Below are 22,829 nucleotides of genomic sequence, written 5' to 3' on the forward strand. Positions count from 1 at the left end.
CCTCCCTGATGCGGGGTTCAACCCGCGTTTTTCGAAAGCGCTGCATGGATGTCCATTGCAGCGTCACGGCCCTCAGCGACGGCAGTCACAGTAAGGTCATCCCCGCCTGATGCACAGTCACCTCCGGCCCAAACTCCGCTCACGGAAGTCTGGCCTACAGCGTCCACCTTGATCTTGCCTGCGTCAAGTACTGGCAGGTCAGCGCCTTCAAGCGTCTGGCCGATGGCCTTAAAAACCTGATCCACAGCCAGTTGCAGTGTCTCGCCTGTTGGCTGCATTTGATCGTCCACATAGTCAAATTCGATCTCGCGCGCGGCTCCATTGCCGTGCACCGCTTTTGGCATGGCATGAGTGACGATCCGCACCCCTTTTGAGGCTGCAAGGTCTTGTTCAAAACCAGATGCGTTCATGGCACCGCGCCCGCGACGGTACACAAGTGTAACATTCAGCGCACCCAACAGCTTGGCCTGCACTGCGGCGTCCACTGCCGTCATGCCGCCCCCAATCACCACAACATCGCGACCCACTGGGATCTGCCCCAAATCGCCCGCTTGCCGCAAATCTGAGATAAAATCGACTGCATCCAAAACATTGTCTTTATCGGCTCCCGGCACGCTTAGCCCATTCACACCGCCAAGCCCCATGCCAAGGAAAACCGCGTCATGTTCAGATTTCAGGCCATCAAGGCTCAGATCAGAGCCCAGCGTTTTGCCATGCTGGATGCTGATTCCACCGATTTGCATTAACCAATCGACCTCGGCCTGCGCAAAGCCGTCAGGCGTCTTATAGGCCGCGATTCCATATTCATTCAGCCCACCGGGCTTGGGTTGTGCGTCATAGATGACGACGTCGTTGCCCAGCATCGCAAGTCGGTGCGCGCATGACAGTCCAGCGGGGCCCGCGCCAACAACAGCGACGCTTTTCCCCGTAGTTTCAGCGCGCGTGAAGGGATGCATGTCTTGGGCTTGTAAATGATCGGTGGCATAGCGCTGCAGCTGACCAATCAGCACAGGTTTGCCTTCAGCAACCTCCCGCACGCAGGCTTGTTCACACAGCTGTTCTGTCGGGCAAACTCGAGCGCACATACCGCCCAGGATGTTCTGGCTCAGGATTGTGCGGGCCGCTGCATCGGGCGTACCCGTCGCGATCTGGCGGATAAACAACGGGATATCGATGTCCGTGGGGCAAGCCGTGATGCAGGGCGCATCATGACAGAAATAGCAGCGATCAGAAGCGACAAGCGCCTCATGCGTGTCCAGCGCCGGATGCAAATCTGAGAAGTGATCCGCATATGCCTCGGCCGTTAGTCGCCCTGCCTTGATCCCCGGCTCAAATACCTTGTCGCCCATCTAAGATCCCTTTGCGTAATGCCCTCTAATCCAAAAAATCTCGCACAGGCTCATTTTTTTATCAACTGGTAAAATTAATAATGAGCATTTTGCATGTGACGCCAGTTCGCCTATGTCTTAAAACTGGTATTTCATTGGAGGTTCAGGGGCGTTCCCACGCCACGCTACAAAAGGCAGGAAATCGCCTTTCCTGCAGGCGTCCCATAACCCCTAGGATGCAAATCTTACTTTCAAAGCCTTTATTCTTTGATTGTATCGATCAGTGCCAAAACCTCAGGGCCGATGCGCGTCACAATATTGGCGACGCCCTCGGCGTTGGGGTGAATGCCATCTGCTTGAAACCAGCGCTGCAAACTGGCGGGGTCCGTGGCCTGAGCGCTCTCAAGCAACCCTGCGAAAAAGTTCTGCATCAAAAGCACATTATGTTTGGTCGCGAGTTCGGGATAGACCGCATCAAACCGCGCCTTGTAGTCGGCCCCGAAATTCCCAGGGGCCTGCATTCCGATAAGCAACACCTCGACCTGTTTGGAATTTGCGGCACTAAGTATCCCGTCGATGTTGGTACGGGCATCCTCGGGGGCGAGGCCGCGCAGCAGGTCATTGCCACCCAGCGCTACGATCATCGCGTCCACGTCGGGCGTCAGCGTCCAATCAACCCGCGACAGCCCTCCGGCCGTCGTATCACCGGACACACCGGCGTTAAGTAGGACCACGTCGGCCCTTTGCGCATCAAGCCAACGTTGAAGTTGCGGCACCAGACCATCCTCGGCCGGCAGCCCGTAGCCTTGGGTCAAGCTATCCCCAAGTACTGCAATCACAATATCGTCAGCCTGCGCCATGAGCGGCTGGCAGAGTGACAAACTCATAAGAATGTAGGCGATCACCTTGCGCATTGCGTTTTTTCCTCCATATCCCAAAGGGTACGCGTAACCAAAGGTGGCCCGATGAGCGATCCCGTCTTCTCTCTCCAAGATGCAGTGTTGAGCCTGAATGGCAATGCCGGTCGTGTGGATATCCTCAAGGGCATCACGCTTGAGATCAACGCTGGTGAAACGGTGGGGCTGGTTGGGCCGTCCGGATCGGGCAAGTCATCACTGCTGATGGTTATGGGCGGGCTTGAACAAGCAACGGGCGGGACCATTTCAGCCTTGGGCCAAAACCTAAGCGCGATGAACGAAGATGAGTTGGCGCTGTTTCGGCGTGACCGGATGGGAATTGTGTTCCAGTCCTTTCATCTGATCCCTACGATGACAGCGCTCGAAAATGTTGCGACGCCACTAGAACTTGCTGGCCATGCAGATGCGTTTGACCGCGCAGAGGTCGCCCTTAATGCTGTCGGGCTTGGCGACCGGATGGGCCATTACCCTGCGCAGTTATCAGGGGGCGAGCAGCAGCGCGTCGCATTGGCCCGAGCCACGGCACCTGAACCTGCGATATTGCTGGCAGATGAACCAACCGGAAACCTCGACAGCACAAATGGTGCCGCGATCATGGATCTACTCTTTGATCTGCGCGACCGTTACGGGGCCACTTTAGTACTGGTTACACATTCAGATGAATTGGCAGCGCGCTGTGATCGGGTGATCCGGCTGCATGACGGGCGCGTCGCATGAGCCTAAAACTGGCGGCCCGGTTTGCCCGGCGTGAATTACGCGGAGGGTTGCGGGGATTTCGCCTGTTTCTGGCCTGTCTCGCCCTTGGTGTCGCTGCAATTGCGGCCGTTGGATCCGTCCGAGCCGCAATTGAAGGCGGTCTTGCACGAGAAGGTGCGGCACTTTTAGGCGGTGATGCAGAGCTGGACCTGACATACCGGTTTGCCACAGATTCTGAGCGCGCATGGATGCAGACCCAAGCGCTCGCGATGTCCGAAGTTGCAGAGTTCCGTTCCATGGCCGTCGTCGGGGATGGCGGGGCCGCGGATCGTGCGTTGACCCAAGTCAAATCAGTTGATGACGCCTATCCTTTGATCGGCACCATGTTGCTTGAACCCGATATCTCTTTGCAGGCCGCCCTTGCAGTCGAGGACGGTGTCCCCGGTGCCGCGATGGAACGTGCGTTGAGCGACCGATTGGGCCTTGAAGTGGGAGACAGCTTCAACCTCGGGACACAGCCTTACCGATTGTCCGCGCTAATTGCGCGCGAACCCGACAGCGCGGGCAGTGGCTTTGCTCTTGGGCCCCGGACGTTGGTGCGCACCGACAGCCTTGCCGAGTCCGGTTTGTTATCCCCGGGCACACTTTATTCAACGAAATACCGACTAGACCTGCCGGCTGACGCCGACCTCGATACGCTCAAAGATCAAGCGGCGGACGCTTTTGCTGATAGTGGCATGCGGTGGCGTGACGCGCGCAATGGTGCTCCCGGCGTCGCTCGCTTTGTAGAGCGGCTATCGGCGTTCTTGATCCTTGTGGGGCTGTCTGGTCTTGCCGTGGGCGGTGTCGGGGTCTCAGCGGCAGTGCGCAGCTATCTGGCGCGCAAAACCGAAGTTATCGCGACATTGCGAGCCCTTGGCGGTGACCGGGCCACGATATTTCAGACGTATTTCTTGCAGATTGGCACGCTGAGCTTGCTTGGCGTCGGTATCGGCGTCGTTTTGGGCGCGCTGGCTCCTGTTCTGCTTGCGCCCTTGATTGAGGCGCGGCTGCCGATCCCAGCGGCCTTCGCAGTATACCCTGCACCGCTGATCGAGGCGGCAGCGTATGGATTACTGACCGCGTTCATTTTCACACTTTGGCCGCTGGCCCGCACCGAACAGGTTCGTGCAGCGACGCTCTTTCGCGATTCCTGGGATGGGGCTGCACGTTGGCCCGCAGGGCGCTATGTCTTTGCGACACTGGCCGCAATCGCGCTGCTTGTTGGCCTTGCCGGTTGGTTCAACGGCAGTTGGTGGCTCACGCTTTGGACGCTGGGCGGAATCGCCGCGGCCCTTTTGTTGCTTGTAGGGGCCGCAGCGCTGATCCGGGTTGGGGCACGGCGCGGTGCACAATTGGCGCGTGGACGACCACGCTTGCGGTGGGCATTATCGGCAATCGGTGGGACCGGTGAAGGTGCTGGGGCCGTTGTGCTTTCTCTTGGATTGGGTTTGTCGGTGCTCGCTTCTGTTGGGCAAATCGATGGGAACCTAAGGCAGGCTATTTCAGGCAACCTGCCCGATGTCGCCCCGTCATACTTCTTTGTCGATATCCAAAAGGATCAAATGGAAGGCTATACCGCTCGCCTTTTGGGCGATCCGGCCGTCAGCGCTGTGGACAGCGCTCCCATGCTGCGCGGGGTCGTCCGCGAGATCAACGGCAAGCCAGCGCGCGAGGTCGGTGGCGATCATTGGGTGCTGCGGGGTGATCGCGGTGTGACTTATGCAGCCGCCCCAGACCAGGACACAATTATCACCGAAGGCAGTTGGTGGGACGCGGATTACACCGGCCCGCCGCTGATCAGCTTTGCCGCCGAAGAAGGCGCCGAAATGGGGCTTAGCCTTGGCGACACCCTGACCATCAACGTGCTTGGCCGTGACGTAACTGGAACCATCGCCAGCTTTCAAGAGGTCGATTTTTCGACGGCGGGTATCGGCTTTATCCTGACCATGAACCCCAGCGCCCTTTCGGGTGCGCCGCATACGTTTATTTCCACCGTCTATGCCGAGCCCGAAGCCGAAGCCGCGATCCTGCGAGACCTCGCAGGCCAGTTCCCCAACATCACCGCAATTCGCGTCCGTGATGCGATTGACCGGGTGGCGTCAGTTCTTACAGGGTTAGCAGCCGCTGTATCTTACGGGGCCGCGGCGACATTGCTTACCGGGTTTTTGGTTCTGATCGGCGCGGCAGCGGCAGGGGCCGAGGCGCGCACGTACGAGGCCGCGCTTTTGAAAACCATGGGGGCTTCTCGGCGCGCCATTGCTGCGAGTTTCATCTTTCGTGCTGCATTCTTGGGCCTGTGTGCAGGGGCTGTGGCTTTGCTAGCCGGAATATTGGGTGGATGGGCCGTGAGCCGTTTTGTAATGGAGACAGATTTCACCATTATTTGGTCCTCAGCGTTGCTAATCGTCGCGGGCGGAATCGCAGCTACAGTGTTGGCGGGCGTTGGTTTTGCCCTGCGCTCGCTTAATACCCGGCCTGCACAAGTGCTGCGTGCGCGCGAATAGTCCCCTTGCCCCGGCGGACCCAAGAGGGTCAAATGCTCCCAATTAAAGGAGCCATCCACGATGACCGCGACTGAAACTGAGAGCCTGCCCGCCAAGCTCGCCCCGGCGCTGAGCAATGCGCAGCAAAATCACGTCATAAACACCGTGCGCCGCGCGGCCCGTGCCGAGATCCTGCCGCGGTTTCGCGCGCTGTCCCAAGACGCAATTCGCAGCAAATCAAGCCCGGATGACTTGGTCACTGAAGCGGACACCGCCGCTGAAGCGATGATCGCCCGCGCTTTGCAGATCGCCTTTCCGCACGCGCTGGTCATCGGCGAAGAGGCTGCATCAACCAACCCAAAGCTGCTGGTCGGTATTGGTGATGCTCAGCTGGCTTTTCATATTGATCCAGTGGATGGGACCTGGAATTTCGCCCATGACATGGCCCTTTTTGGGGTGATCATCGCCGCCACCCGCTATGGCAAGCCGGTGTTCGGGATGATCTATGATCCCATCGCCGACAACTGGGCGATTGCGGATGAAGACGGCATACCGCAGTTGCAGCGCTCCTTTGGCCCCGCACGTGACCTCAAGGCCGCGATGGGCAAACCGGTTGAGGCGCTCTCGGGCTTTATTCCGCTGAGTATATTTGCCCATCACCACAAACCCGCGCTGGCCGCGACCTTTCCTAGCTTTGCAAAGGTTGGGTCGTTGCGCTGTTCAGCACATGAATACCGGATGCTTGCACAAGGCTATGCGGATTTCTTGTTAACGGCCTCGTTGCATCCGTGGGATCACGCCGCAGGCGCGTTGATCTGCGCGCGCGCTGGTGCCCATGTTGAGATGCTGGATGGTGGTGATTATTCCGCAGCACGGCTTGAGGGACATCTGTTGGTCGCGCCGGATAAGGTCACATGGAACAAGCTGAAGAAGATCTTCAGCTTTTTGTTGGAACCCGCTGGCTGAGGCGAAGCGCCGCCTTAACCCAAGATCACGGATCCACCTCACGCATCTGAGGTAAACGTTAGGGTCTTGGCCTGTGCCGGGGCATTCAATTGGCCAATTTCGAAGTTGGGAAATATTCAGGCGACAAATTTCTGATAGGCAGCTTCATCCATGAATTCGTCCATCTGGGACGGGTCGCTTAGCTTCAATTTAAAGAACCATGCTTCGCCCTGTGCGTCTTCATTGACCATGCTGGGCGTGTCAGACAGCGCGCCATTTACCTCGGTTATTTCGCCGTCAACTGGGGCCAGAATATCCGACGCAGCTTTAACGCTTTCGATCACGACCACTTCGTCATCTTTGCTGATGGTGGTGCCTTCATCGGGCAGATCGACAAAGACCACATCGCCCAACTGCTCTGCGGCGTGGATGGTAATGCCTACCAAAACTTCATCGCCCTCAACGCGCAGCCACTCATGCTCTTCAGTAAATTTCATCATGCGTTTGTTCTCCGTTTTCTATTTTCTGAAATTTGCATCTAGAAAGAGCAGTTTGGCAACCTGAAACGGCAATCACCCACCACGAATTTCGCGCAGCACGGTCGATCCTTGGGATCTTCAAGCGTCTCCGCGCAGTTGGTCCTTTGTTATTGGCAAGCCACATCGGCCTAACCTTTGACATGGCCATGCAAGTGTTACCTCAGATGCCCTTGTGACGGAGCACACAAAATGATTGGGTAAAAGCCAATGATTGCGGAGCCTTGATATGACCCCTTACTTCTTTGGCTACGGCAGCCTGGTCAACCGCGCGACCCATGACTACCCCGATGCTCGGCATGCCCAACTACAGGGTTGGCGGCGCGCTTGGGTTCGGACCCATGGCCGCGACATTGTTTACCTTACCGTCGTCCCTGATCCCTCCAGTGCCATCGATGGGCTTATTGCAGCCGTACCGGATGCAGATTGGGGAGCGCTTGATCTTCGAGAGACTGGATATCAGCGGCACAGCTCGGGCCCTGCGGTCGTGCATGAGATGACGCCACCCCCACAGATTGCGCACTACGTCGTTCCACCAGAAAGCCAGAAAATCGGCGGCGATCACCACATTCTGTTGAGCTACCTCGACGTCGTGACGCAAGGGTTTCACCGTGAATTTGGAACCGCTGGTGTCACGGGTTTCTATGACACGACAGATGGCTGGGACACGCCTGTCTTTAACGACCGCACAGCACCCCGGTACCCGCGTGCTCAAGAGCTTTCTGCAGAAGAAACCGCTTTGGTGGATCACCACCTTGGGCGTGTTAACGCGCTGGTTCGCTGACTGAGGCTCTAAGCATCGGCTAAGCAGCGCGCTGTTCAGCCCCGCGCCTTCAATACCTGCAACAGCGGCATCAAGGATGCCATTTCCGGCCCGTGGGCTTGCCCTGTCAACGCTTTGCGCAGTGGCATGAACAGGCCTTTGCCTTTGCGCCCGGTTGCCTCCTTGACCGCAGTTGTCCAGTTGGACCACGTCTGACCATCAAAGGGCGCATCCGGCAGCAGCGTCATCGCTTGTGCAATAAATTCACGGTCTTCTGGCTCGATATCGGGCTCGGCCCCTTCGCTAAACATCTTCCACCACGGCGCAAGATCATGCAGCGTTGTGATGTTGTCATGTGTCACGTCCCAGAATTGTGCTGCGAGTTCTGCTGGCACGCCAGCGGCTTCGACTTCGGCTGCGACGTCTTCTAATGACAACGTCTGCAAGTAACGCGCGGTCAACGGCATCAGATCAGCATCATCAAGTTTTGTTGGCGAGGAGCCAAAGCGCCCGATGTCAAAGCCATCAATCAGCTCGGCCATATCTGTGCGCAATTCAACCGGATCAGACGACCCAAGACGCGACATCAGGCTTAGTAAAGCAAAGGGCTTCACGCCGCGTTCACGCAAGTCGCGCAAAGCCAAAACGCCGAGACGTTTTGACAGCGCTTCGCCTTGCGGGCCGGTCAGCAGTGAATGATGTGCAAAGGATGGCACGGCACCGCCAAGTGCGTTCATGATCTGAATTTGTGTGGCCGTATTGGTCACATGGTCAGAGCCGCGCACCACATCGGTAACGCCCATATCCGTATCGTCAACAACGCTAGCCAGCGTATAAAGGATCTGCCCATCGCCCCGGATCAAGACCGGGTCCGAGACCGATGCCGCGTCGATTGAGATATCACCAAGGATACCATCGGGCCATTCGATCCGCTCGCGGTCGAGCTTGAAGCGCCACACACCTGCTCCGCGATCCGCCCGCAATGCGTCTTTTTCCGCATCCGTCAACGCCATCGCCGCACGGTCATAGACCGGAGGTTTGCCCATATTGAGCTGCTTTTTGCGCTTTAGGTCCAGCTCGGTTGGCGTCTCAAATGCTTCATAGAACCGATCCATCTTGCGCAGTTCTTCAGCGGCGGCTTCATAGCGATCCATCCGCAATGATTGCCGCTCCACCCGGTCCCAATGCAGACCCAACCATTCAAGATCACGCTTGATGCCGTCGACATATTCTTCTTTGGAGCGCACCGGGTCCGTATCGTCGATGCGCAGAATAAATTCGCCGCCTGCTTTGCGTGCGATCAGGTAGTTCATCAGCGCTGTGCGCAAGTTGCCCACATGGATCCAACCGGTGGGGGATGGGGCGAAGCGGGTGATGGTTTTGGCGGACATATCGGGGTTCTCCTGTTCGATGTGGATTTGTCACAGCACTGTGGATTTGTCCAGTTGGCTGCTGGTGCCTGCGCGTTCAAATGAGATGCACCCGAGGCTGCCGCCCCCCTTGACCTGACGAAAAAATGAGCACCCTTCCCTGTGCTTGCGCGGGAAAAGCGCTAAAGTAGGACACCAGAGCGAAATCTTACATAGGAGATCCACTGTGACCAACACACCTTCATTCACCCGTCGTGCCGCACTTGCCGGGGCCGCTTCATTGCCACTTGCCGCCGCAGGGGCCAGTGCCGTCCGCGCCAGCGCACCGATGCAAGGATTGGGCATTGCCCCCTATCAGCGCGTCAAGCTGGGTGCGTTCGAAGTGACCACGATTTTGGCAGGCACACGTCCCGTTGAAGGCCCGCACAATATTTTTGGCCTCAACGTCGATGAAGCCACCTTTAATGAAGTATCGGCCGCTGCAAACCTGCCGACAGATGTCGCACAGTTTTTCTTCACGCCAACAGTTGTCAACACCGGATCAGAACTGATCTTGTTCGACACTGGCCTTGATGGCGCAGCGACCGCTGCGGCGCTGATGGCTGCGGGTTATAGCTCTGACCAGATTGATGTTGTGGTTCTGACGCATATGCACGGAGATCACATCGGCGGGCTGACCACCGGAGACGCACGCACATTTGCAAATGCCCGCTATGTCACCGGCTCAACTGAATTCGATGCATGGGCCAAGGCGGAAAACGAAGGGTTCGAAGCCAAAGTACGCCCGCTCGCAGATGAAACCACCATGCTAGATGATGGTGGTAGCGTCGCATCAGGCATTACGGCAATGGCAGCCTTTGGCCATACACCCGGGCACATGGCTTATATGCTGGAATCAGACGGTAAGCAGCTGTTGTTGGGCGCAGATTTCGCCAACCACTATGTCTGGTCGCTTGCGCATCCCGATTGGGAGGTCAAGTTTGACCAAGATAAAGCCGCCGCCGCCGCGACCCGCCGTACCATGCTGGGCATGCTTGCCGCCGACAAGACACCCTTTGTTGGCTATCACATGCCATGGCCTGCTGTCGGTTATGTTGATTCAAAAGACGATGGATTTGTTTATGTGCCGCACAGCTACCAGCTGTTGGTCTGATCCTTCCCGGGCTGGCACCAATTTGTCAGCCCGCACCACCCACTGAGATCAAGTCGGGTTTACGGGCCAATGGCTTTGGAGATTCTTGAGACCTGCGCGGATCAGTTCAGCCAGCACATCAAGATCGGCATCATCCAGCTTGTTCAGATACAAACAAGATTGCCCCATCTTATGCCGACCCAAACGGCTCAGAATATCGTCAAAATCCGCATAGCCCGGCAGAATGTAGATCGAAAGCTTGGCCTTGCGTGGTGCAAACCCGGTCGCAAAATAGCTCCCTCGGCGACCAGATTTGTACCGGTAATCGTAGCTGCCATACCCTAACATACCGCCAGAATAGAGCACTGGCTGCCAACCGGTAACATCTCGGAAAAACGCATCTAGGCGCACTGCTTCATCCTGCCTGTTGGCCGGTGTGACGTTTTCCAGAAATGCCGCAATATCGTCTGACATGGCCGAGCTTATAGCTTGTTTACGTCCCGCAGGCGACCGATGCCAAATTGCAAATACTCAGTTCGGAACGAATGGCCGCCCTTAAACAAGCAGAACTCCAGAATTTCGCCACCCGGGCTGGTGCGCGTCTCGCAATTAAGCCCTGGCCCCTGGGACGGCTTGGTCGGGCCGAAACTCCCAAAATCCGCGTACATGCTTAGCGCTTCGGCAACGGAACCCTGTTTGGTCTCGCGAATTTCACGACCATTCAGAGGGACGGTGCCATCCCTGTCGCCGTGGATGTGCACAATGCTGGTAACGGGCGCGTCGCATGTCTCCGGCGTCTTCAGCCAATAGGTGCCTGAGAGCGGCACAAAACCCACGTAATCCTCAGAGCGCGCGCAGGCCAACGTCCATGTCATCATGCCACCTGCGCTGAATCCGCTTGCCACAAGATGCGACTTATCAAGTGGAAATTGCTCGGCTGCGTCTTCGATAACTGCGTCAAAATAGGCCAGTTCCGCCTCGCCTGTGCTGGCCATATCGCGCGGATTGTTGGGAATATCCCAACCGCCACCCTTTGCCTCAACCGCGATAAGCGCCAAGCCTTGGGCTGCTACCATTTTGCGCAAACTGCCGTTGCGCATCACGCCTGCGGAGCTTCCACCATACCCATGCGACCAGATCACCGCCCCAATCGGCGTTTGCCCGTCGTATCCTTCGGGCAGAGCAATCTGGTAATGGCGGTCGCCGATTTTGCATTCGCTGTCTGAGCCGCACGCCAGCGCAGGGCTTGCGAAACCAAGGAAGACAAAGGCCGCGGCCCAACGTGTGACAGACATGAAAAAACTCCGGTGAATTGGTTATCCGGTTCAGTCTGACAACGCGGCGAGAAGTTCACAAGTCACAGAGCCGTGGTCAGCGGCATTCAAGCTCAACTTTCGGCGTATGACCGCCGCGGCTCATCGGAGATGGTCAAAGTTTCTTAGGCTGCCGCCCTTCGATGAAATCGCATGGGGCAGCACACAATTACCGCGCTCAGCTTGGATCGCGCCAACGGTTTGCGATGGGATAACGGCGATCAAGCCAGAAGGCACCTTTTGTCAAACGTGGACCGGGTGCCGATTGGAAGCGTTTGTATTCGCTGATATAAATCAGATGCTCGACCTTCTTTGCCACGTCGCGGTCAAAACCCGCTGCGACGCAATCAGCCACGCTGCCATCCGCATCAACGAGGATGCCAAGGATCGCATCCAATACTGGGTAATCAGGCAAACTGTCGCTGTCTTTTTGGTCATCGCGCAGTTCGGCCGAAGGGGCTTTGGTGATGATATTATCGGGAACCACGGCCCCTTTTGGGCCCATCATCCAATCGCGGTGATTGTTATTGCGCCAGCGGCAGGTCTCAAACACACGCATTTTATAAAGGTCTTTGATTGGATTATAGCCACCCGCCATGTCGCCATAAATGGTCGCATAGCCAACGGCGACTTCGGATTTATTCCCAGTGGTAAGTAACATCTCACCGAATTTGTTGGACATCGCCATCAACAGCAATCCACGCAGACGAGATTGGATATTTTCCTCTGTCAGGTCAGGCTCAGTGCCATCAAAGATCGGAGCAAGCGTGTCGGTAATGGCTGCGCGACTTTGGGCTATGGGCACATAGTCATATTGGCAACCCAGCGCGGTCGCACAGGCCTGAGCATCATCCAGCGAACTTTGCGAAGTGTATTCCGAAGGCAGCATGACACAGCGGACATTCTGGGGGCCCAAGGCATCGGCTGCGATTGTTGCCACAAGCGCCGAATCGATGCCACCGGACATACCAAGCAGGACCTTTTTAAATCCGGTTTTGCGCATGTAATCCCGCAAACCTTGTACCATCACGCGGTAGTCTTGCTCATATTGGTCGGGTTGCGGCGCTTTTTCACCATCAACGATGCGCCAACCCTCAGTACCTTGCTCCAGATCAATATGAGCCACAGTGCTGTCAAAGACCGGCATCTGAAATGCCAATTTGGCACCCGGATTGAGGCCAAAGCTCGCACCGTCGAACACCTGATCGTCTTGGCCACCGACCATATTAAGGTAAATCAGCGGCAGCTCCGTCTCGATTACGCGGGCCACCATATGGTTTAACCGGGTCTCAAATTTGCCGCGGTAGTAGGGTGATCCATTGGGCACCAGCAAGAATTCCGCGCCTGTCTCAGCCAGCGTTTCTGCGACGTCTTCATGCCATGCATCTTCGCAAATAGGGCTGCCAATTCGGGTATTCCCGACGGAGTAAGGACCGCCCAAAGGACCGCTGTCAAAGATGCGCACTTCGTCAAAAACGGTTTCATTGGGCAAATGATGCTTAAGCATACGGCTGGCGATCTTGCCGCCTTTGAGGATGAGATAGGCATTAAAAAGCTCGGTGCCCTCTGCCCAAGGCGCACCAATTGCCAGTGCCGGGCCATCTGCGCAATCCGCAGCCAACGCGTTGATGTGGGTCATCACATCAAGCTGAAAAGCGCGTTTCATCACAAGGTCCTGAGCATTGTAGCCCGTAAGGAACATCTCGGGCAGCGCAACCAGATCGGCACCCGCCTCTTTTCCTTTGGCCCACGTGTCACGCGCCAAATCAGCATTGCCTGCGAGATCCCCAACAGTTGGGTTTAGTTGCCCCAATGTGATGCGAAAACGTGCTGTCATGTGCAGGGCCTCTTTCAACAAACCTACGCTCCGATGTAGCAGAACCGCGGCCGAGGGAAAGACCGTGCGTAACATATGCTGCCCAAAAGAAGATTGCCCAGTTGCACCTGCGCCATTAGGCTGCGGTTTAGCACCCATGCTGAGCATGGCGTGATGATCCTTGACGCCGACAGCAGGTACACCATGATATTTCGCCGTTTGATCCTTGCAGCCACCACCTTGCCACTCGCCTTTGCGCACCCCGCCGCGGCTCAGGTTGAGAGCAAGCAATACGATGATGGCGGGGTTTATGAGGGTACCTTCAAAGAAGGGCTGCAACACGGCAATGGCACCTACCGCCTCCCCAATGGCTATGAGTATTCCGGTGAATGGGTAGAGGGTGAGATCAAAGGCGAAGGGATCGCCAAGTTCCCCAATGGGTCAGTCTATGAGGGTAGCTTTTCCAAAGGAAAGCCAGATGGGTTTGGCAAAATTTCCATGGCAGATGGTGGGACTTATGCAGGCGATTGGGCCGATGGCACCATTATGGGGCAAGGCGTGTCGCAACATTCGAACGGCGAACGCTACGAGGGCGGATTTCGCAATGGCAAGCGCCACGGCAAAGGGGTGATGCAGACCTCGACGGGGTATCAATACAAAGGCGACTGGGTTGACGGAGCAGCTACAGGCTTTGCGACGATCACAGACGCCGAAGGTGCCGTCTATGAGGGCTCGGTCGTGAATGGTGCCCGCAGCGGCGAAGGCAAACTAACCCACCCTGAGGGCTTTGTGTTGGATGGGATGTGGAAGAGCGGTCAGCTGAACGGCAAAGGCAAGATCATTCAGGCCAACGGCGATATTTACGAAGGCGATCTGGTTGACGGGCGCCGCGAAGGCCAGGGCATATCCACCACCAAAGATGGCGATGTCTATCAAGGCAGCTATGCCGCTGATCAGCGCGCGGGACAGGGCACCTTTACGGGCGTGGACGGCTATATTTACAGCGGCAATTGGGTCAATGGCCAGTCAGACGGCGAAGGGATTGTGACCTATCCCGACGGCTCAGTTCAGACTGGAACTTTCACCGCCAACCTCGCCGAAGGTAAGGGCAAGATCACCTATCCCGATGGTTCCACCTATGAAGGCGATTGGGTCAGCGGAGTGATCGAGGGCCAGGGCGTCGCGACGTATCCCAGCGGCATGGTCTATGAGGGCGGTTTTGTGAATGCGCGCAATGACGGACAGGGCGTTCTGACCTATAGCGACGGTCGTCGGTATGACGGGGGGTGGAAAGACGGTCTGCGCCACGGCAAGGGCATGACAACCTACCCCGATGGCACTGTCTATGAGGGTAGTTTTTCTGGTGGCACCCGCAACGGAGCGGGCGTGATCACGATGGCCAGTGGGTTTTCCTATGAAGGCACGTGGGTTGATGGCGAAATCGAGGGCCAAGGAATTGCGACCTATGCCAATGGTGATGTCTATGCGGGTAATTTCGTCGGTGGCAAACGCCAGGGCCCGGGCTCAATGCGCTATGCGAGTGGCCAAGAAGTAAGCGGCCAGTGGGACGGCGGCGCGCTTGCCGAGGAAACCATTGATGTCGCGCCAGAAACTGAAGCTGAGCAAGAAACCAACGGCGGTTAATGAATCAGGCTGTTTTTGGGAACATTTGCGCAAAGGCGCGGCTGCCCTCGGGGGTGAAATCTACGATACGGGTCTTGGGAATTCGGCGGGCCCAGCCCAACACCTCCATCCGATTTAGCAACGCACGTCCAACGCTACCGGCAAGGTGATTCCGCCGCGCGCTCCAATCCAGACAGGGGCGGCAAAGTGGGGCGCGGGCAGTTGAAAGCTCGGCTAAATCTACGCCAAAATCCGAAACAAAGGTATGGCCTGCGTCCGTCAGTGACAGCGCATCCCCTTCGCCCGCGATCCACCCTTTGGACACAAAACAGCCAAACACGGCGATGCCTTTTTCCCCGGCAAGGTGATTGTAGCAAACCCGCGCCTCGCGCAGCGCTGCATCTTTGGGCCCCGGTTGCCTGCGCAAATGTCCCGATCCAGCGGCCAGCCCCATCAGCGCCTCAAGCACCTGTGCGACCTCTGGTCCGGCAAGCGAGATATATTTGTGCCGCCCCGATTTGCGCACAATTGTCAGCCCACCCGCTTCGAGCTTGGCCAGATGGGTTGAGGCCGTCTGCGCCGTCACCCCTGCCTCCGCGGCCAGTTCCGTTGCGGTCAGTGCCTTACCGCTCATCAACGCAGTCAGGATATTGGCGCGCGCGGGATCACCGATCAACGCCGCGATGTGAGAGATATCTGGGCCTTCTTTCATACTTCGACCTTAGCCGAAGCATTCGCGCCATTCAATGGCCTAGATAAGGACAGCAACCCCAAGGAGATAACATGCTGACCTGTATCATCCGCTACCAAATCGATCCGACCAAACATGCTGCATTTGGTCAATATGCCCGAAATTGGGGGCAAGCCATCCCACGCTGTGGGGCCGAGTTGATCGGCTATTTTGCACCGCACGAGGGGTCCAGTACGCTAGCGTATGGTGTCTACAACATCCCCTCTTTGGCGGCTTATGAGGACTATCGCGAGCGGCTTCGCAATGACCCGTTGGGACAAGAAAACTACGCCTTTGCACAGTCTGAGAAGTTCTTGCTGCGCGAAGAACGGTGTTTCCTGAAGCTGGCATCTGCGCCGCACGGATCATCCCAATGATTGCCGTCATTTTCGAAGTTATGCCTGACCCTGCCCACAAACATCAGTACCTCGATATCGCCGCAGATATGCGGGCTTTGGTCAACGAAGTCGAAGGTTTCATCTCGGTTGAGCGTTTCCAAAGCCTGAGCGATCCGAACAAGCTGCTGTCCCTCTCGTTCTTCCGAGACGAGGCCGCAGTTGCCGCATGGCGAGAGCTGTCCAAACATCGCAGCGCCCAAAAAGCCGGACGCTCAGGTATCTTTACCGATTATCTTTTGCGCATTGCGCATGTGATCCGGGACTACGGCATGTTTGAGCGCGATGAAGCGCCGACAGATAGCCAATCGGCACATGGTGAACTAGACGGCTTGACCCGCGTCGAGCCGGGCCAGTAGCACCTTGGCATCATCCAAAACCTGCACCTTGTGGTCGTCTTTCATGCGGTCCCAGGTACGGTACATATTGCCCATCCGCGCATTGTTTGCGAACCGATCGCGGTGGCGAAGCAGGAAGTCCCAATACAGAAGATTAAAGGGGCACGCGCCCTCTCCGGTCTTCTGGGAGACCTTGTAAGCGCAGGTTTTACAGTGATCCGACATGCGATTGATGTAGGCCCCCGAGGACACATAAGGTTTGGATGCGATCACGCCGCCATCCGCGAATTGGCTCATTCCAACAACGTTGGGAGCTTCAACCCATTCAAACGCATCCGCATACACCTCGAGATACCATTCATGCACCTGGTGTGGGTCGATCCCCGCGAGCAGAGCGAAATTTCCGGTGACCATCAACCGCTGAATGTGATGCGCGTAGGCGTGTTTTTTGGTCTGGTCGATGGCGGCAGTAACACAGGCCATCTTTGTCTTTGCCCCCCAGAAAAAGCCGGGCAAATCACGCGTGTGCTCCAACGCGTTGCGCGAAACATAGCTCGGCCCTTCTAGGAAATAGATTCCGCGCATATATTCTCGCCAGCCGATGATCTGACGGATGAACCCTTCGGCCGCGTTGATTGGTACATCGCCACGCATAAAAGCGGCTTCAGCAGCTTCACAAACCTCAAGCGGGGTTAGCAGACCGATGTTGAGGTAGGGCGAAATCACGGCATGATACAGAAACGGATCCTCTGTCAGCATCGCGTCCTGATAGTCGCCAAAGCGCGGCAGGCTGTGGGTGACGAAGTGGTTCAACGCCGCAAGCGCTTGTTCCCGCGTGGTAGCAAACCAGAACGGGCGCAAGTCGCCAAAATTCTCACCAAACTGTACCTCCACAAGGTCCAGCACCTCGCTCACCACCGGATCTGGCTCAAACCGCAACGGGCCTTGGGCAAAGAGATCCGCTTTTGCGGGCTTACGGTTGTCGTGGTCAAAATTCCATTTGCCGCCCTGAGGTTTATCGCCCTCCATCAACAGCCCTGTTTTGCGGCGCATGTCACGGTAGAAATACTCCATCCGCAGCTGCTTGCGGTCTCTTGCCCAGCCCTCAAACTCTGCGTGGCTGGCAAGAAACCGATCATCCGGCAACAGATGCATATCAAGCGGCGTATCCCTGAGCGCTTCAATAAGTCGCCATTCGCCCGGCTCCGTCACCAGTACCGTTTGCGCCTTAAATTCCGCAGCGCGCCTAAGCAGCTCACCAGGGATGGAGCCCGCGTTATCTGGATCATCGAGCCGGGTGTACGCGACGTTCCAGCCGTCCTGCTTCAGTTGACCTGCAAATTTGCGCATCGCCGCAAAGATCAGCGCGATCTTCTTTGGATGATGGCGAACATATTCGGCTTCCGAGGCAACTTCGGCCATTACGACCGTATCGGTTTTGCAATCGGCCTCGCGCAATGCGCTCAAAGACGGCGTCAATTGATCGCCCAGCACTAAAATGAGCCGATTTACCAAGGGATCACCTTGCCGGCCCAGTCAAAGAAACCACCAATGTCCTGCGGGGACAGACCGTCGATCACATTGAGTAGGTTATTCGCCGCATCCTGGGGTGGAACAGAAGGATGTCGCCCCAGATAACTTTGCGTGAAAGGCGTCGCAACTGTGCCGGGGTGTAAGGCCACGCAAATGCTGTGCGTGTGGCTGCGGGAAAGTTCAATCGCGGTGGTGTGCACGATCTGATTTACTGCCGCCTTGGCTGCGCGGTAACTGGTCCAGCCACCTAAGCGGTTGTCACCGATTGATCCCACGCGCGCCGACAGCACGGCGCAAACCGCACGCCCATCCTTCGTTAACAGGCGCGCTGCGTGGCGCAGGACAAGCGCCGGCCCAATGGCATTGGTGGCAAACTGGTCCATCATCGCCTGCGCTGTCACAGCTTTGATAGATTTCTCAGGCTTGGCACCATTCACTTCCAGCGCCCCTGTGGCCAAGATAATCGTGTCGAACGGCCCATCAAGTTTGCTTAGGTGTGCCTCAACCGACGCCTCATCTGTGATGTCGAACCCGTCAGCCGAGCGCGAAAGCCCCGTTACATCGCACCCTCGCGCCGCTGCCGCAGAGGCCAAGGCGCGGCCAATGCCGCCCGAACTGCCGATGATAAGAACCTGTGTCATGCCCCTCAGCTAGACGATGCGGCGGTGCATTCAAGGGCTGTTTCCAAAGACACTGCGGGCCATGGCGATTTTTGCGCTTTTCTTTTTCGCGCGTGCAGGTATCTTGTCTCTTATGAATAACGCAGCCCATACTTCGTCCCTCGCGCGCATGACCGCGCCTTCGCTGCGTGCCCTACTGCTGTTGCTAGCCCGCCTCTGAGCGTGCCATCCAGGCGCGCCCGCTCAGAGGGATGTGCCGCGCGCCACGGAAAATCACAGCAGAACAGAAAGCCATAAAATGACTGACAACACCAATCCGCACGCCGCTGGTACACAACAAGACCGCGTCCTGATTTTTGACACTACTTTGCGCGATGGCGAGCAATCGCCGGGTGCGACAATGACCCACGCTGAAAAGCTGGAAATCGCCGGACTGCTGGATGAAATGGGCGTAGACATCATCGAAGCCGGGTTTCCGATCGCTTCCGAGGGTGATTTCAATGCCGTGTCCGAGATTGCGCGCAATTCAAAGAACTCAGTGATCTGCGGGCTGGCCCGCGCGCAGATCGGCGATATCGACCGTTGTTGGGACGCGGTAAAACATGCCGCCCGCCCACGCATTCACACGTTCATCGGGACCTCGCCGCTGCACCGCGCGATCCCGAACCTTGATATGGACCAGATGGCCGATCGGATCTTTGAAACCGTGACCCACGCGCGCAACCTGTGTGACAATGTACAATGGTCACCTATGGATGCCACGCGGACCGAGTTGGATTACCTTTACCGGGTCGTCGAAATCGCGATCAAAGCGGGTGCCACGACGATCAATATTCCCGACACCGTCGGCTATACTGCGCCACGCGAAAGCGCCGAACTGATCCGCGGCCTGCTGGAAAACGTGCCGGGCGCGGACGAGATCATCTTTGCCACGCATTGTCACAACGACCTCGGCATGGCGACAGCCAACAGCCTTGCCGCCGTTGAAGCTGGCGCGCGTCAGGTGGAGTGCACCATCAACGGTCTGGGCGAACGTGCGGGCAACACCGCGCTCGAAGAGGTCGTGATGGCCCTCAAGGTGCGTAATGACATTATGCCTTACCGGACCGAAATCGACAGCACCAAACTCATGAACATTTCGCGCCGCGTTGCAGCCGTCAGCGGTTTTGCAGTGCAGTTCAACAAAGCGATCGTTGGCAAGAACGCCTTTGCGCACGAAAGCGGCATCCACCAAGACGGCATGCTGAAAAACGCAGAGACGTTTGAGATCATGCGTCCCGAAGATGTGGGGCTGTCAGAGACCAACATCGTCATGGGCAAGCATTCGGGCCGCGCTGCCCTGCGCTCCAAGCTGGAGAACCTCGGGTTTGAGCTGGGGGATAATCAACTCAAGGACGTATTTGTACGCTTCAAAGAGCTGGCAGACCGCAAAAAAGAAATCTACGACGACGACTTGGTTGCGCTGATGCGCACGGCCACAGACCCCGAAGCAGACAGGATCAAACTTAAATCCATGCGTGTCATCTGCGGGACAGACGGGCCACAGCAGGCCAATATGGTCCTTGATGTAGACGGAACCGAACAGAGCACCCAGCAGACCGGCGACGGCCCTGTCGATGCATCGTTTAACTGCATCAAAGCGCTGGTGCCCCATTCCGCACGCCTGCAACTTTATCAGGTGCATGCGGTGACCGAAGGAACCGATGCACAGGCCACCGTGTCCGTACGTATGGAAGAAGACGGGCGCATTGTGACGGGCCAATCAGCGGATACCGATACGGTTGTGGCCTCGGTGCGCGCCTATATTCACGCGCTCAACCGTCTGTTGGTGCGCCGTGAAAAAGGCGGCACGGACAAGCGTGAGGTCAGCTACAAAGATGTGAGCTAAATGTAGGGTGGGCAATCAATTTGCCCACCTCGCCTCGCCTAAATCTCTAGCGCATCTGTGCAGTGGCCTCAATTTCGATCAGGAAATCTGGCAAAGCAAGCGCCTGCACACCGATCCAAGTGTTCGCAGCCGGGGTCGCATCCCCGTAAAACGCCATCATTTCTGCGGCCACTGGCTCAAGCTTGTCGGGCGAATGGTCCACAACATAAGTCCTGATCCGCACCAAATCAGCCGGGGTCAGCCCTTGGCTTTCCAACACTGCTTTGAGATTGGCATATGCCTGCCGTGCCTGTGCACCGAGGTCATTTCCACCAACCACGTTGTACTCACTGTCCCATGCTACTTGGCCTGAAATGTGCAACAATTGCCCTGGCTCGCTCACTGTGGCGTGGGAAAATCCGTAGGTAAGACTGTTGTAAAGGTTTTCTGGATTTATGCGTTTGGGGGCCATGAATATGTCCTTTTCAAATGTTGTTGCGGACCAGAACCATATCACAATCTGGCGAAGATTGGGGTGCCCTTATGCAAAAGGGTTGCGTGCCCCGCGGTCTTCGCTCAGCGATTTTTGCCCCCGCTCCACGATCAACAAAGCGGCATCTGCCAAATCTTCGCGTTCAATCGCATTGGCACCGCGCGCGACCCGCAATTTATGCGCCTCCAACATCATCTCAGCATGAGACGACCCGCGCGGTGGGATGAACGTGTAGCAGGCCATTTCGATCAACAGGCCCAGCGGATCCTTAAAATAAATCGAATGCATGAAGCCGCGGTCTTTGACGCCAGAGTGTTTAATGTCGCGCGCCTCTAGGCGTACAGGGACCTGGTCAAACATTGCACGGTCAACTTCGAAAGCTAAATGATGGACGCAGCCCGGATCCGTTGGGGTCCGGTCGCTGTTGCCTGCGCGGTTTTCGTCGGAAAAGATAGTTATCAACCGCCCGTCGCCTGGATCAAAGTAAAGATGTCCCTCTTCAGGGTTATCAAGATTCGGTTGGTCAAAAATAAAGGGCATGCCCAGCACGCCCTCCCAGAAATCAATGCTCGTCTGTCGGTCCGCCCCATTTAGGGTGATATGATGAACGCCCAAAACTTGAATTTTCTTCATGACTTGCTCCTGTTAACGCTGGGTTGACCGGTGGCTATGCCTCACAAGATATCATAGCGGCAACAACATGCCGAGGTCCTTACGGAACCCCCCTTTCACCCCATGATCGCGGCGCATATAAAGACCCCCAGCCAGCCTTGAAAGAGTCGCGGGCCAAACCCAATTGTGAGAGTACCGAGCCCGATGAATATCTTTGGAAACCTGCGTGGGCTGTTCTCGTCCGATATGGCAATCGATCTGGGTACCGCGAACACGTTGGTCTACGTCAAAGGGCGCGGCATTATTTTGTCAGAGCCGTCCGTTGTGGCCTATCACGTCAAAGACGGCGTCAAAAAAGTACTGGCCGTGGGCGAGGATGCAAAGCTGATGCTTGGCCGTACGCCGGGCAGCATTGAAGCGATCCGCCCCATGCGCGAAGGGGTCATTGCCGATTTTGACACCGCCGAAGAGATGATCAAATACTTCATCCGCAAGGTCCACAAACGCTCCACTTTTTCCAAGCCCAAGATCATTGTGTGCGTGCCTCATGGGGCCACACCGGTTGAAAAACGTGCGATCCGGCAATCTGTTCTTAGCGCTGGTGCACGCCGCGCAGGCCTGATTGCAGAGCCGATTGCGGCCGCCATTGGGGCCGGCATGCCGATCACTGATCCAACCGGTAATATGGTCGTGGATATTGGCGGCGGCACCACCGAAGTCGCGGTGCTCTCGTTGGGCGACATCGTATATGCGCGCTCAGTGCGCGTTGGCGGCGACCGTATGGACGAGGCGATTATCAGCTATCTGCGCCGTCAACAGAACCTTCTGGTCGGCGAAACCACGGCGGAGCGGATCAAAACGTCGATAGGCACTGCGCGTATGCCCGATGACGGTCGCGGGAGTTCTATGCAAATTCGTGGGCGTGACCTGTTGAACGGGGTGCCCAAAGAGATCGAAGTGACCCAAGCTCAGATTGCCGAAGCACTGGCCGAGCCGGTTCAGCAAATTTGCGAAGCTGTGATGACCGCGCTTGAAACAACGCCTCCCGACTTGGCTGCCGATATCGTGGACCGGGGCGTGATGCTGACAGGTGGTGGCGCGCTCTTGGGCGATCTGGATTTGGCGCTGCGCGAGCAGACGGGCCTTGCGGTTTCGATCGCGGATGAGCCGCTCAATTGTGTGGCGCTAGGCACTGGCAAGGCGCTTGAGTTTGAAAAACAGCTGCGCCACGCGATAGACTACGACAGCTAAACGCCCCGCGCGACGGGCAGGAGAGC

The 22,829-nt window shown here is 56.9% G+C and carries 22 protein-coding genes; 10 read left to right on the forward strand and 12 right to left on the reverse strand.

What is annotated here, in order from left to right:
• Positions 1-17: 17 nt before the first annotated feature.
• Both C1J03_RS20210 and C1J03_RS20215 read right to left on the reverse strand, forming a co-directional pair.
• Positions 18-1,349, reverse strand: coding sequence for an NAD(P)-dependent oxidoreductase (locus tag C1J03_RS20210; protein ID WP_114888218.1), 1,332 nt, complete (start codon positions 1,347-1,349; stop codon positions 18-20).
• Between the two features lie 239 nt (positions 1,350-1,588).
• Positions 1,589-2,242: an arylesterase gene (locus tag C1J03_RS20215; RefSeq protein WP_114888219.1), complete on the reverse strand. Its 654-nt coding sequence runs from the start codon at positions 2,240-2,242 to the stop codon at positions 1,589-1,591.
• 51 nt (positions 2,243-2,293) lie between these two features.
• Here C1J03_RS20215 and C1J03_RS20220 point away from each other — a divergent pair, with 51 nt between their 5' ends.
• The 3 genes from C1J03_RS20220 to C1J03_RS20230 are packed head-to-tail and all read left to right on the forward strand — an operon-like array spanning position 2,294 to position 6,432.
• On the forward strand, positions 2,294-2,962 hold the full coding sequence (locus tag C1J03_RS20220) for an ABC transporter ATP-binding protein (protein WP_114888220.1): 669 nt from the start codon (positions 2,294-2,296) through the stop codon (positions 2,960-2,962).
• The gene (locus C1J03_RS20225) at positions 2,959-5,487 is read left to right on the forward strand and encodes an ABC transporter permease (RefSeq protein WP_114888221.1); all 2,529 of its coding nucleotides are present in this window, start codon (positions 2,959-2,961) and stop codon (positions 5,485-5,487) included. The genes C1J03_RS20220 and C1J03_RS20225 overlap by 4 nt, the downstream gene beginning before the upstream one ends.
• 60 nt (positions 5,488-5,547) lie before the next feature.
• Positions 5,548-6,432, forward strand: coding sequence for an inositol monophosphatase family protein (locus C1J03_RS20230; RefSeq protein ID WP_114888222.1), 885 nt, complete (start codon positions 5,548-5,550; stop codon positions 6,430-6,432).
• A gap of 116 nt (positions 6,433-6,548) precedes the next feature.
• On the opposite strand, the gene gcvH is transcribed toward C1J03_RS20230, so the two are convergent.
• On the reverse strand, positions 6,549-6,908 hold the full coding sequence (gcvH, locus tag C1J03_RS20235; RefSeq protein ID WP_114889108.1) for a glycine cleavage system protein GcvH: 360 nt from the start codon (positions 6,906-6,908) through the stop codon (positions 6,549-6,551).
• 268 nt (positions 6,909-7,176) lie between these two features.
• Here gcvH and C1J03_RS20240 point away from each other — a divergent pair, with 268 nt between their 5' ends.
• Positions 7,177-7,731, forward strand: a complete 555-nt coding sequence (locus C1J03_RS20240) for a gamma-glutamylcyclotransferase family protein (protein WP_114888223.1) — start codon at positions 7,177-7,179, stop codon at positions 7,729-7,731.
• Positions 7,732-7,766: 35 nt separating this feature from the next.
• Here the strand turns inward: C1J03_RS20240 and gltX are convergent, their stop codons facing one another.
• Positions 7,767-9,101 (reverse strand): glutamate--tRNA ligase, encoded by a 1,335-nt coding sequence (gene gltX / locus C1J03_RS20245; RefSeq protein WP_114888224.1) that lies wholly within the window; start codon positions 9,099-9,101, stop codon positions 7,767-7,769.
• A gap of 205 nt (positions 9,102-9,306) precedes the next feature.
• Between gltX and C1J03_RS20250 the strand changes: the two genes are divergently transcribed.
• A complete protein-coding gene (locus tag C1J03_RS20250; RefSeq protein ID WP_114888225.1) occupies positions 9,307-10,233 on the forward strand; it encodes an MBL fold metallo-hydrolase in 927 nt (308 codons plus the stop codon).
• A 48-nt stretch (positions 10,234-10,281) separates the two neighbouring features.
• On the opposite strand, the gene C1J03_RS20255 is transcribed toward C1J03_RS20250, so the two are convergent.
• The 3 genes from C1J03_RS20255 to C1J03_RS20265 all read right to left on the reverse strand — a co-directional run bounded on the left by C1J03_RS20255 (position 10,282) and on the right by C1J03_RS20265 (position 13,362).
• Positions 10,282-10,686: a DUF1801 domain-containing protein gene (locus tag C1J03_RS20255; protein ID WP_114888226.1), complete on the reverse strand. Its 405-nt coding sequence runs from the start codon at positions 10,684-10,686 to the stop codon at positions 10,282-10,284.
• Between the two features lie 8 nt (positions 10,687-10,694).
• Positions 10,695-11,507, reverse strand: coding sequence for an alpha/beta hydrolase family esterase (locus tag C1J03_RS20260; protein WP_114888227.1), 813 nt, complete (start codon positions 11,505-11,507; stop codon positions 10,695-10,697).
• Positions 11,508-11,703: 196 nt separating this feature from the next.
• On the reverse strand, positions 11,704-13,362 hold the full coding sequence (locus tag C1J03_RS20265; RefSeq protein WP_114889109.1) for an NAD+ synthase: 1,659 nt from the start codon (positions 13,360-13,362) through the stop codon (positions 11,704-11,706).
• A 183-nt stretch (positions 13,363-13,545) separates the two neighbouring features.
• On the opposite strand from C1J03_RS20265, the gene C1J03_RS20270 reads away from it, so the two are divergent.
• Entirely contained in the window at positions 13,546-14,985 is a 1,440-nt protein-coding gene (locus C1J03_RS20270) for an MORN repeat-containing protein (RefSeq protein ID WP_114889110.1), read from the forward strand.
• A 4-nt stretch (positions 14,986-14,989) separates the two neighbouring features.
• Here the strand turns inward: C1J03_RS20270 and C1J03_RS20275 are convergent, their stop codons facing one another.
• Complete coding sequence (locus tag C1J03_RS20275; protein WP_114888228.1) at positions 14,990-15,676, reverse strand: ArsR/SmtB family transcription factor; 687 nt, start codon at positions 15,674-15,676, stop codon at positions 14,990-14,992.
• Between the two features lie 71 nt (positions 15,677-15,747).
• Between C1J03_RS20275 and C1J03_RS20280 the strand changes: the two genes are divergently transcribed.
• Both C1J03_RS20280 and C1J03_RS20285 read left to right on the forward strand, forming a co-directional pair.
• Positions 15,748-16,071, forward strand: coding sequence for an NIPSNAP family protein (locus C1J03_RS20280; protein WP_114888229.1), 324 nt, complete (start codon positions 15,748-15,750; stop codon positions 16,069-16,071).
• Positions 16,068-16,448, forward strand: coding sequence for an antibiotic biosynthesis monooxygenase family protein (locus C1J03_RS20285; protein ID WP_114888230.1), 381 nt, complete (start codon positions 16,068-16,070; stop codon positions 16,446-16,448). Before C1J03_RS20280 ends, C1J03_RS20285 begins: the two co-directional genes overlap by 4 nt.
• Here the strand turns inward: C1J03_RS20285 and C1J03_RS20290 are convergent.
• Together C1J03_RS20290 and C1J03_RS20295 are read right to left on the reverse strand one after the other, a co-directional pair.
• Positions 16,413-17,942: a cryptochrome/photolyase family protein gene (locus C1J03_RS20290; protein ID WP_114888231.1), complete on the reverse strand. Its 1,530-nt coding sequence runs from the start codon at positions 17,940-17,942 to the stop codon at positions 16,413-16,415. The genes C1J03_RS20285 and C1J03_RS20290 overlap by 36 nt on opposite strands.
• Complete coding sequence (locus C1J03_RS20295) at positions 17,936-18,601, reverse strand: SDR family NAD(P)-dependent oxidoreductase (protein WP_114888232.1); 666 nt, start codon at positions 18,599-18,601, stop codon at positions 17,936-17,938. Before C1J03_RS20295 ends, C1J03_RS20290 begins: the two co-directional genes overlap by 7 nt.
• Before the next feature lie 277 nt (positions 18,602-18,878).
• Between C1J03_RS20295 and C1J03_RS20305 the strand changes: the two genes are divergently transcribed.
• Positions 18,879-20,468 carry a 2-isopropylmalate synthase gene (locus C1J03_RS20305; protein ID WP_114888234.1) on the forward strand — a complete coding sequence of 530 codons (1,590 nt, stop codon included), beginning with the start codon at positions 18,879-18,881 and terminating at the stop codon, positions 20,466-20,468.
• A gap of 46 nt (positions 20,469-20,514) precedes the next feature.
• On the opposite strand, the gene C1J03_RS20310 is transcribed toward C1J03_RS20305, so the two are convergent.
• Entirely contained in the window at positions 20,515-20,919 is a 405-nt protein-coding gene (locus tag C1J03_RS20310) for a RidA family protein (RefSeq protein WP_114888235.1), read from the reverse strand.
• Between the two features lie 69 nt (positions 20,920-20,988).
• Entirely contained in the window at positions 20,989-21,573 is a 585-nt protein-coding gene (locus C1J03_RS20315; protein ID WP_114888236.1) for a VOC family protein, read from the reverse strand.
• 183 nt (positions 21,574-21,756) lie between these two features.
• On the opposite strand from C1J03_RS20315, the gene C1J03_RS20320 reads away from it, so the two are divergent.
• Positions 21,757-22,803 carry a rod shape-determining protein gene (locus tag C1J03_RS20320; RefSeq protein WP_114888237.1) on the forward strand — a complete coding sequence of 349 codons (1,047 nt, stop codon included), beginning with the start codon at positions 21,757-21,759 and terminating at the stop codon, positions 22,801-22,803.
• Positions 22,804-22,829: the final 26 nt, after the last annotated feature.

Source organism: Sulfitobacter sp. SK012 (assembly GCF_003352085.1).
In the GTDB taxonomy this organism is placed as follows: domain Bacteria; phylum Pseudomonadota; class Alphaproteobacteria; order Rhodobacterales; family Rhodobacteraceae; genus Sulfitobacter.

What these genes read in the sequence shown, in the direction of transcription:
- C1J03_RS20260 (WP_114888227.1), bottom strand. Translation starts at nt 11,507, where the DNA reads ATGTCTGTCACACGTTGGGCCGCGGCCTTTGTCTTCCTTGGTTTCGCA.
- C1J03_RS20230 (WP_114888222.1), top strand. Translation starts at nt 5,548, where the DNA reads ATGACCGCGACTGAAACTGAGAGCCTGCCCGCCAAGCTCGCCCCGGCG.
- C1J03_RS20255 (WP_114888226.1), bottom strand. Translation starts at nt 10,686, where the DNA reads ATGTCAGACGATATTGCGGCATTTCTGGAAAACGTCACACCGGCCAAC.
- gltX (WP_114888224.1), bottom strand. Translation starts at nt 9,101, where the DNA reads ATGTCCGCCAAAACCATCACCCGCTTCGCCCCATCCCCCACCGGTTGG.
- C1J03_RS20240 (WP_114888223.1), top strand. Translation starts at nt 7,177, where the DNA reads ATGACCCCTTACTTCTTTGGCTACGGCAGCCTGGTCAACCGCGCGACC.
- C1J03_RS20280 (WP_114888229.1), top strand. Translation starts at nt 15,748, where the DNA reads ATGCTGACCTGTATCATCCGCTACCAAATCGATCCGACCAAACATGCT.
- C1J03_RS20305 (WP_114888234.1), top strand. Translation starts at nt 18,879, where the DNA reads ATGACTGACAACACCAATCCGCACGCCGCTGGTACACAACAAGACCGC.
- C1J03_RS20270 (WP_114889110.1), top strand. Translation starts at nt 13,546, where the DNA reads ATGATATTTCGCCGTTTGATCCTTGCAGCCACCACCTTGCCACTCGCC.
- gcvH (WP_114889108.1), bottom strand. Translation starts at nt 6,908, where the DNA reads ATGAAATTTACTGAAGAGCATGAGTGGCTGCGCGTTGAGGGCGATGAA.
- C1J03_RS20265 (WP_114889109.1), bottom strand. Translation starts at nt 13,362, where the DNA reads ATGACAGCACGTTTTCGCATCACATTGGGGCAACTAAACCCAACTGTT.
- C1J03_RS20225 (WP_114888221.1), top strand. Translation starts at nt 2,959, where the DNA reads ATGAGCCTAAAACTGGCGGCCCGGTTTGCCCGGCGTGAATTACGCGGA.
- C1J03_RS20310 (WP_114888235.1), bottom strand. Translation starts at nt 20,919, where the DNA reads ATGGCCCCCAAACGCATAAATCCAGAAAACCTTTACAACAGTCTTACC.
- C1J03_RS20275 (WP_114888228.1), bottom strand. Translation starts at nt 15,676, where the DNA reads ATGAAAGAAGGCCCAGATATCTCTCACATCGCGGCGTTGATCGGTGAT.
- C1J03_RS20285 (WP_114888230.1), top strand. Translation starts at nt 16,068, where the DNA reads ATGATTGCCGTCATTTTCGAAGTTATGCCTGACCCTGCCCACAAACAT.
- C1J03_RS20220 (WP_114888220.1), top strand. Translation starts at nt 2,294, where the DNA reads ATGAGCGATCCCGTCTTCTCTCTCCAAGATGCAGTGTTGAGCCTGAAT.
- C1J03_RS20215 (WP_114888219.1), bottom strand. Translation starts at nt 2,242, where the DNA reads ATGCGCAAGGTGATCGCCTACATTCTTATGAGTTTGTCACTCTGCCAG.
- C1J03_RS20295 (WP_114888232.1), bottom strand. Translation starts at nt 18,601, where the DNA reads ATGACACAGGTTCTTATCATCGGCAGTTCGGGCGGCATTGGCCGCGCC.
- C1J03_RS20320 (WP_114888237.1), top strand. Translation starts at nt 21,757, where the DNA reads ATGAATATCTTTGGAAACCTGCGTGGGCTGTTCTCGTCCGATATGGCA.
- C1J03_RS20315 (WP_114888236.1), bottom strand. Translation starts at nt 21,573, where the DNA reads ATGAAGAAAATTCAAGTTTTGGGCGTTCATCATATCACCCTAAATGGG.
- C1J03_RS20210 (WP_114888218.1), bottom strand. Translation starts at nt 1,349, where the DNA reads ATGGGCGACAAGGTATTTGAGCCGGGGATCAAGGCAGGGCGACTAACG.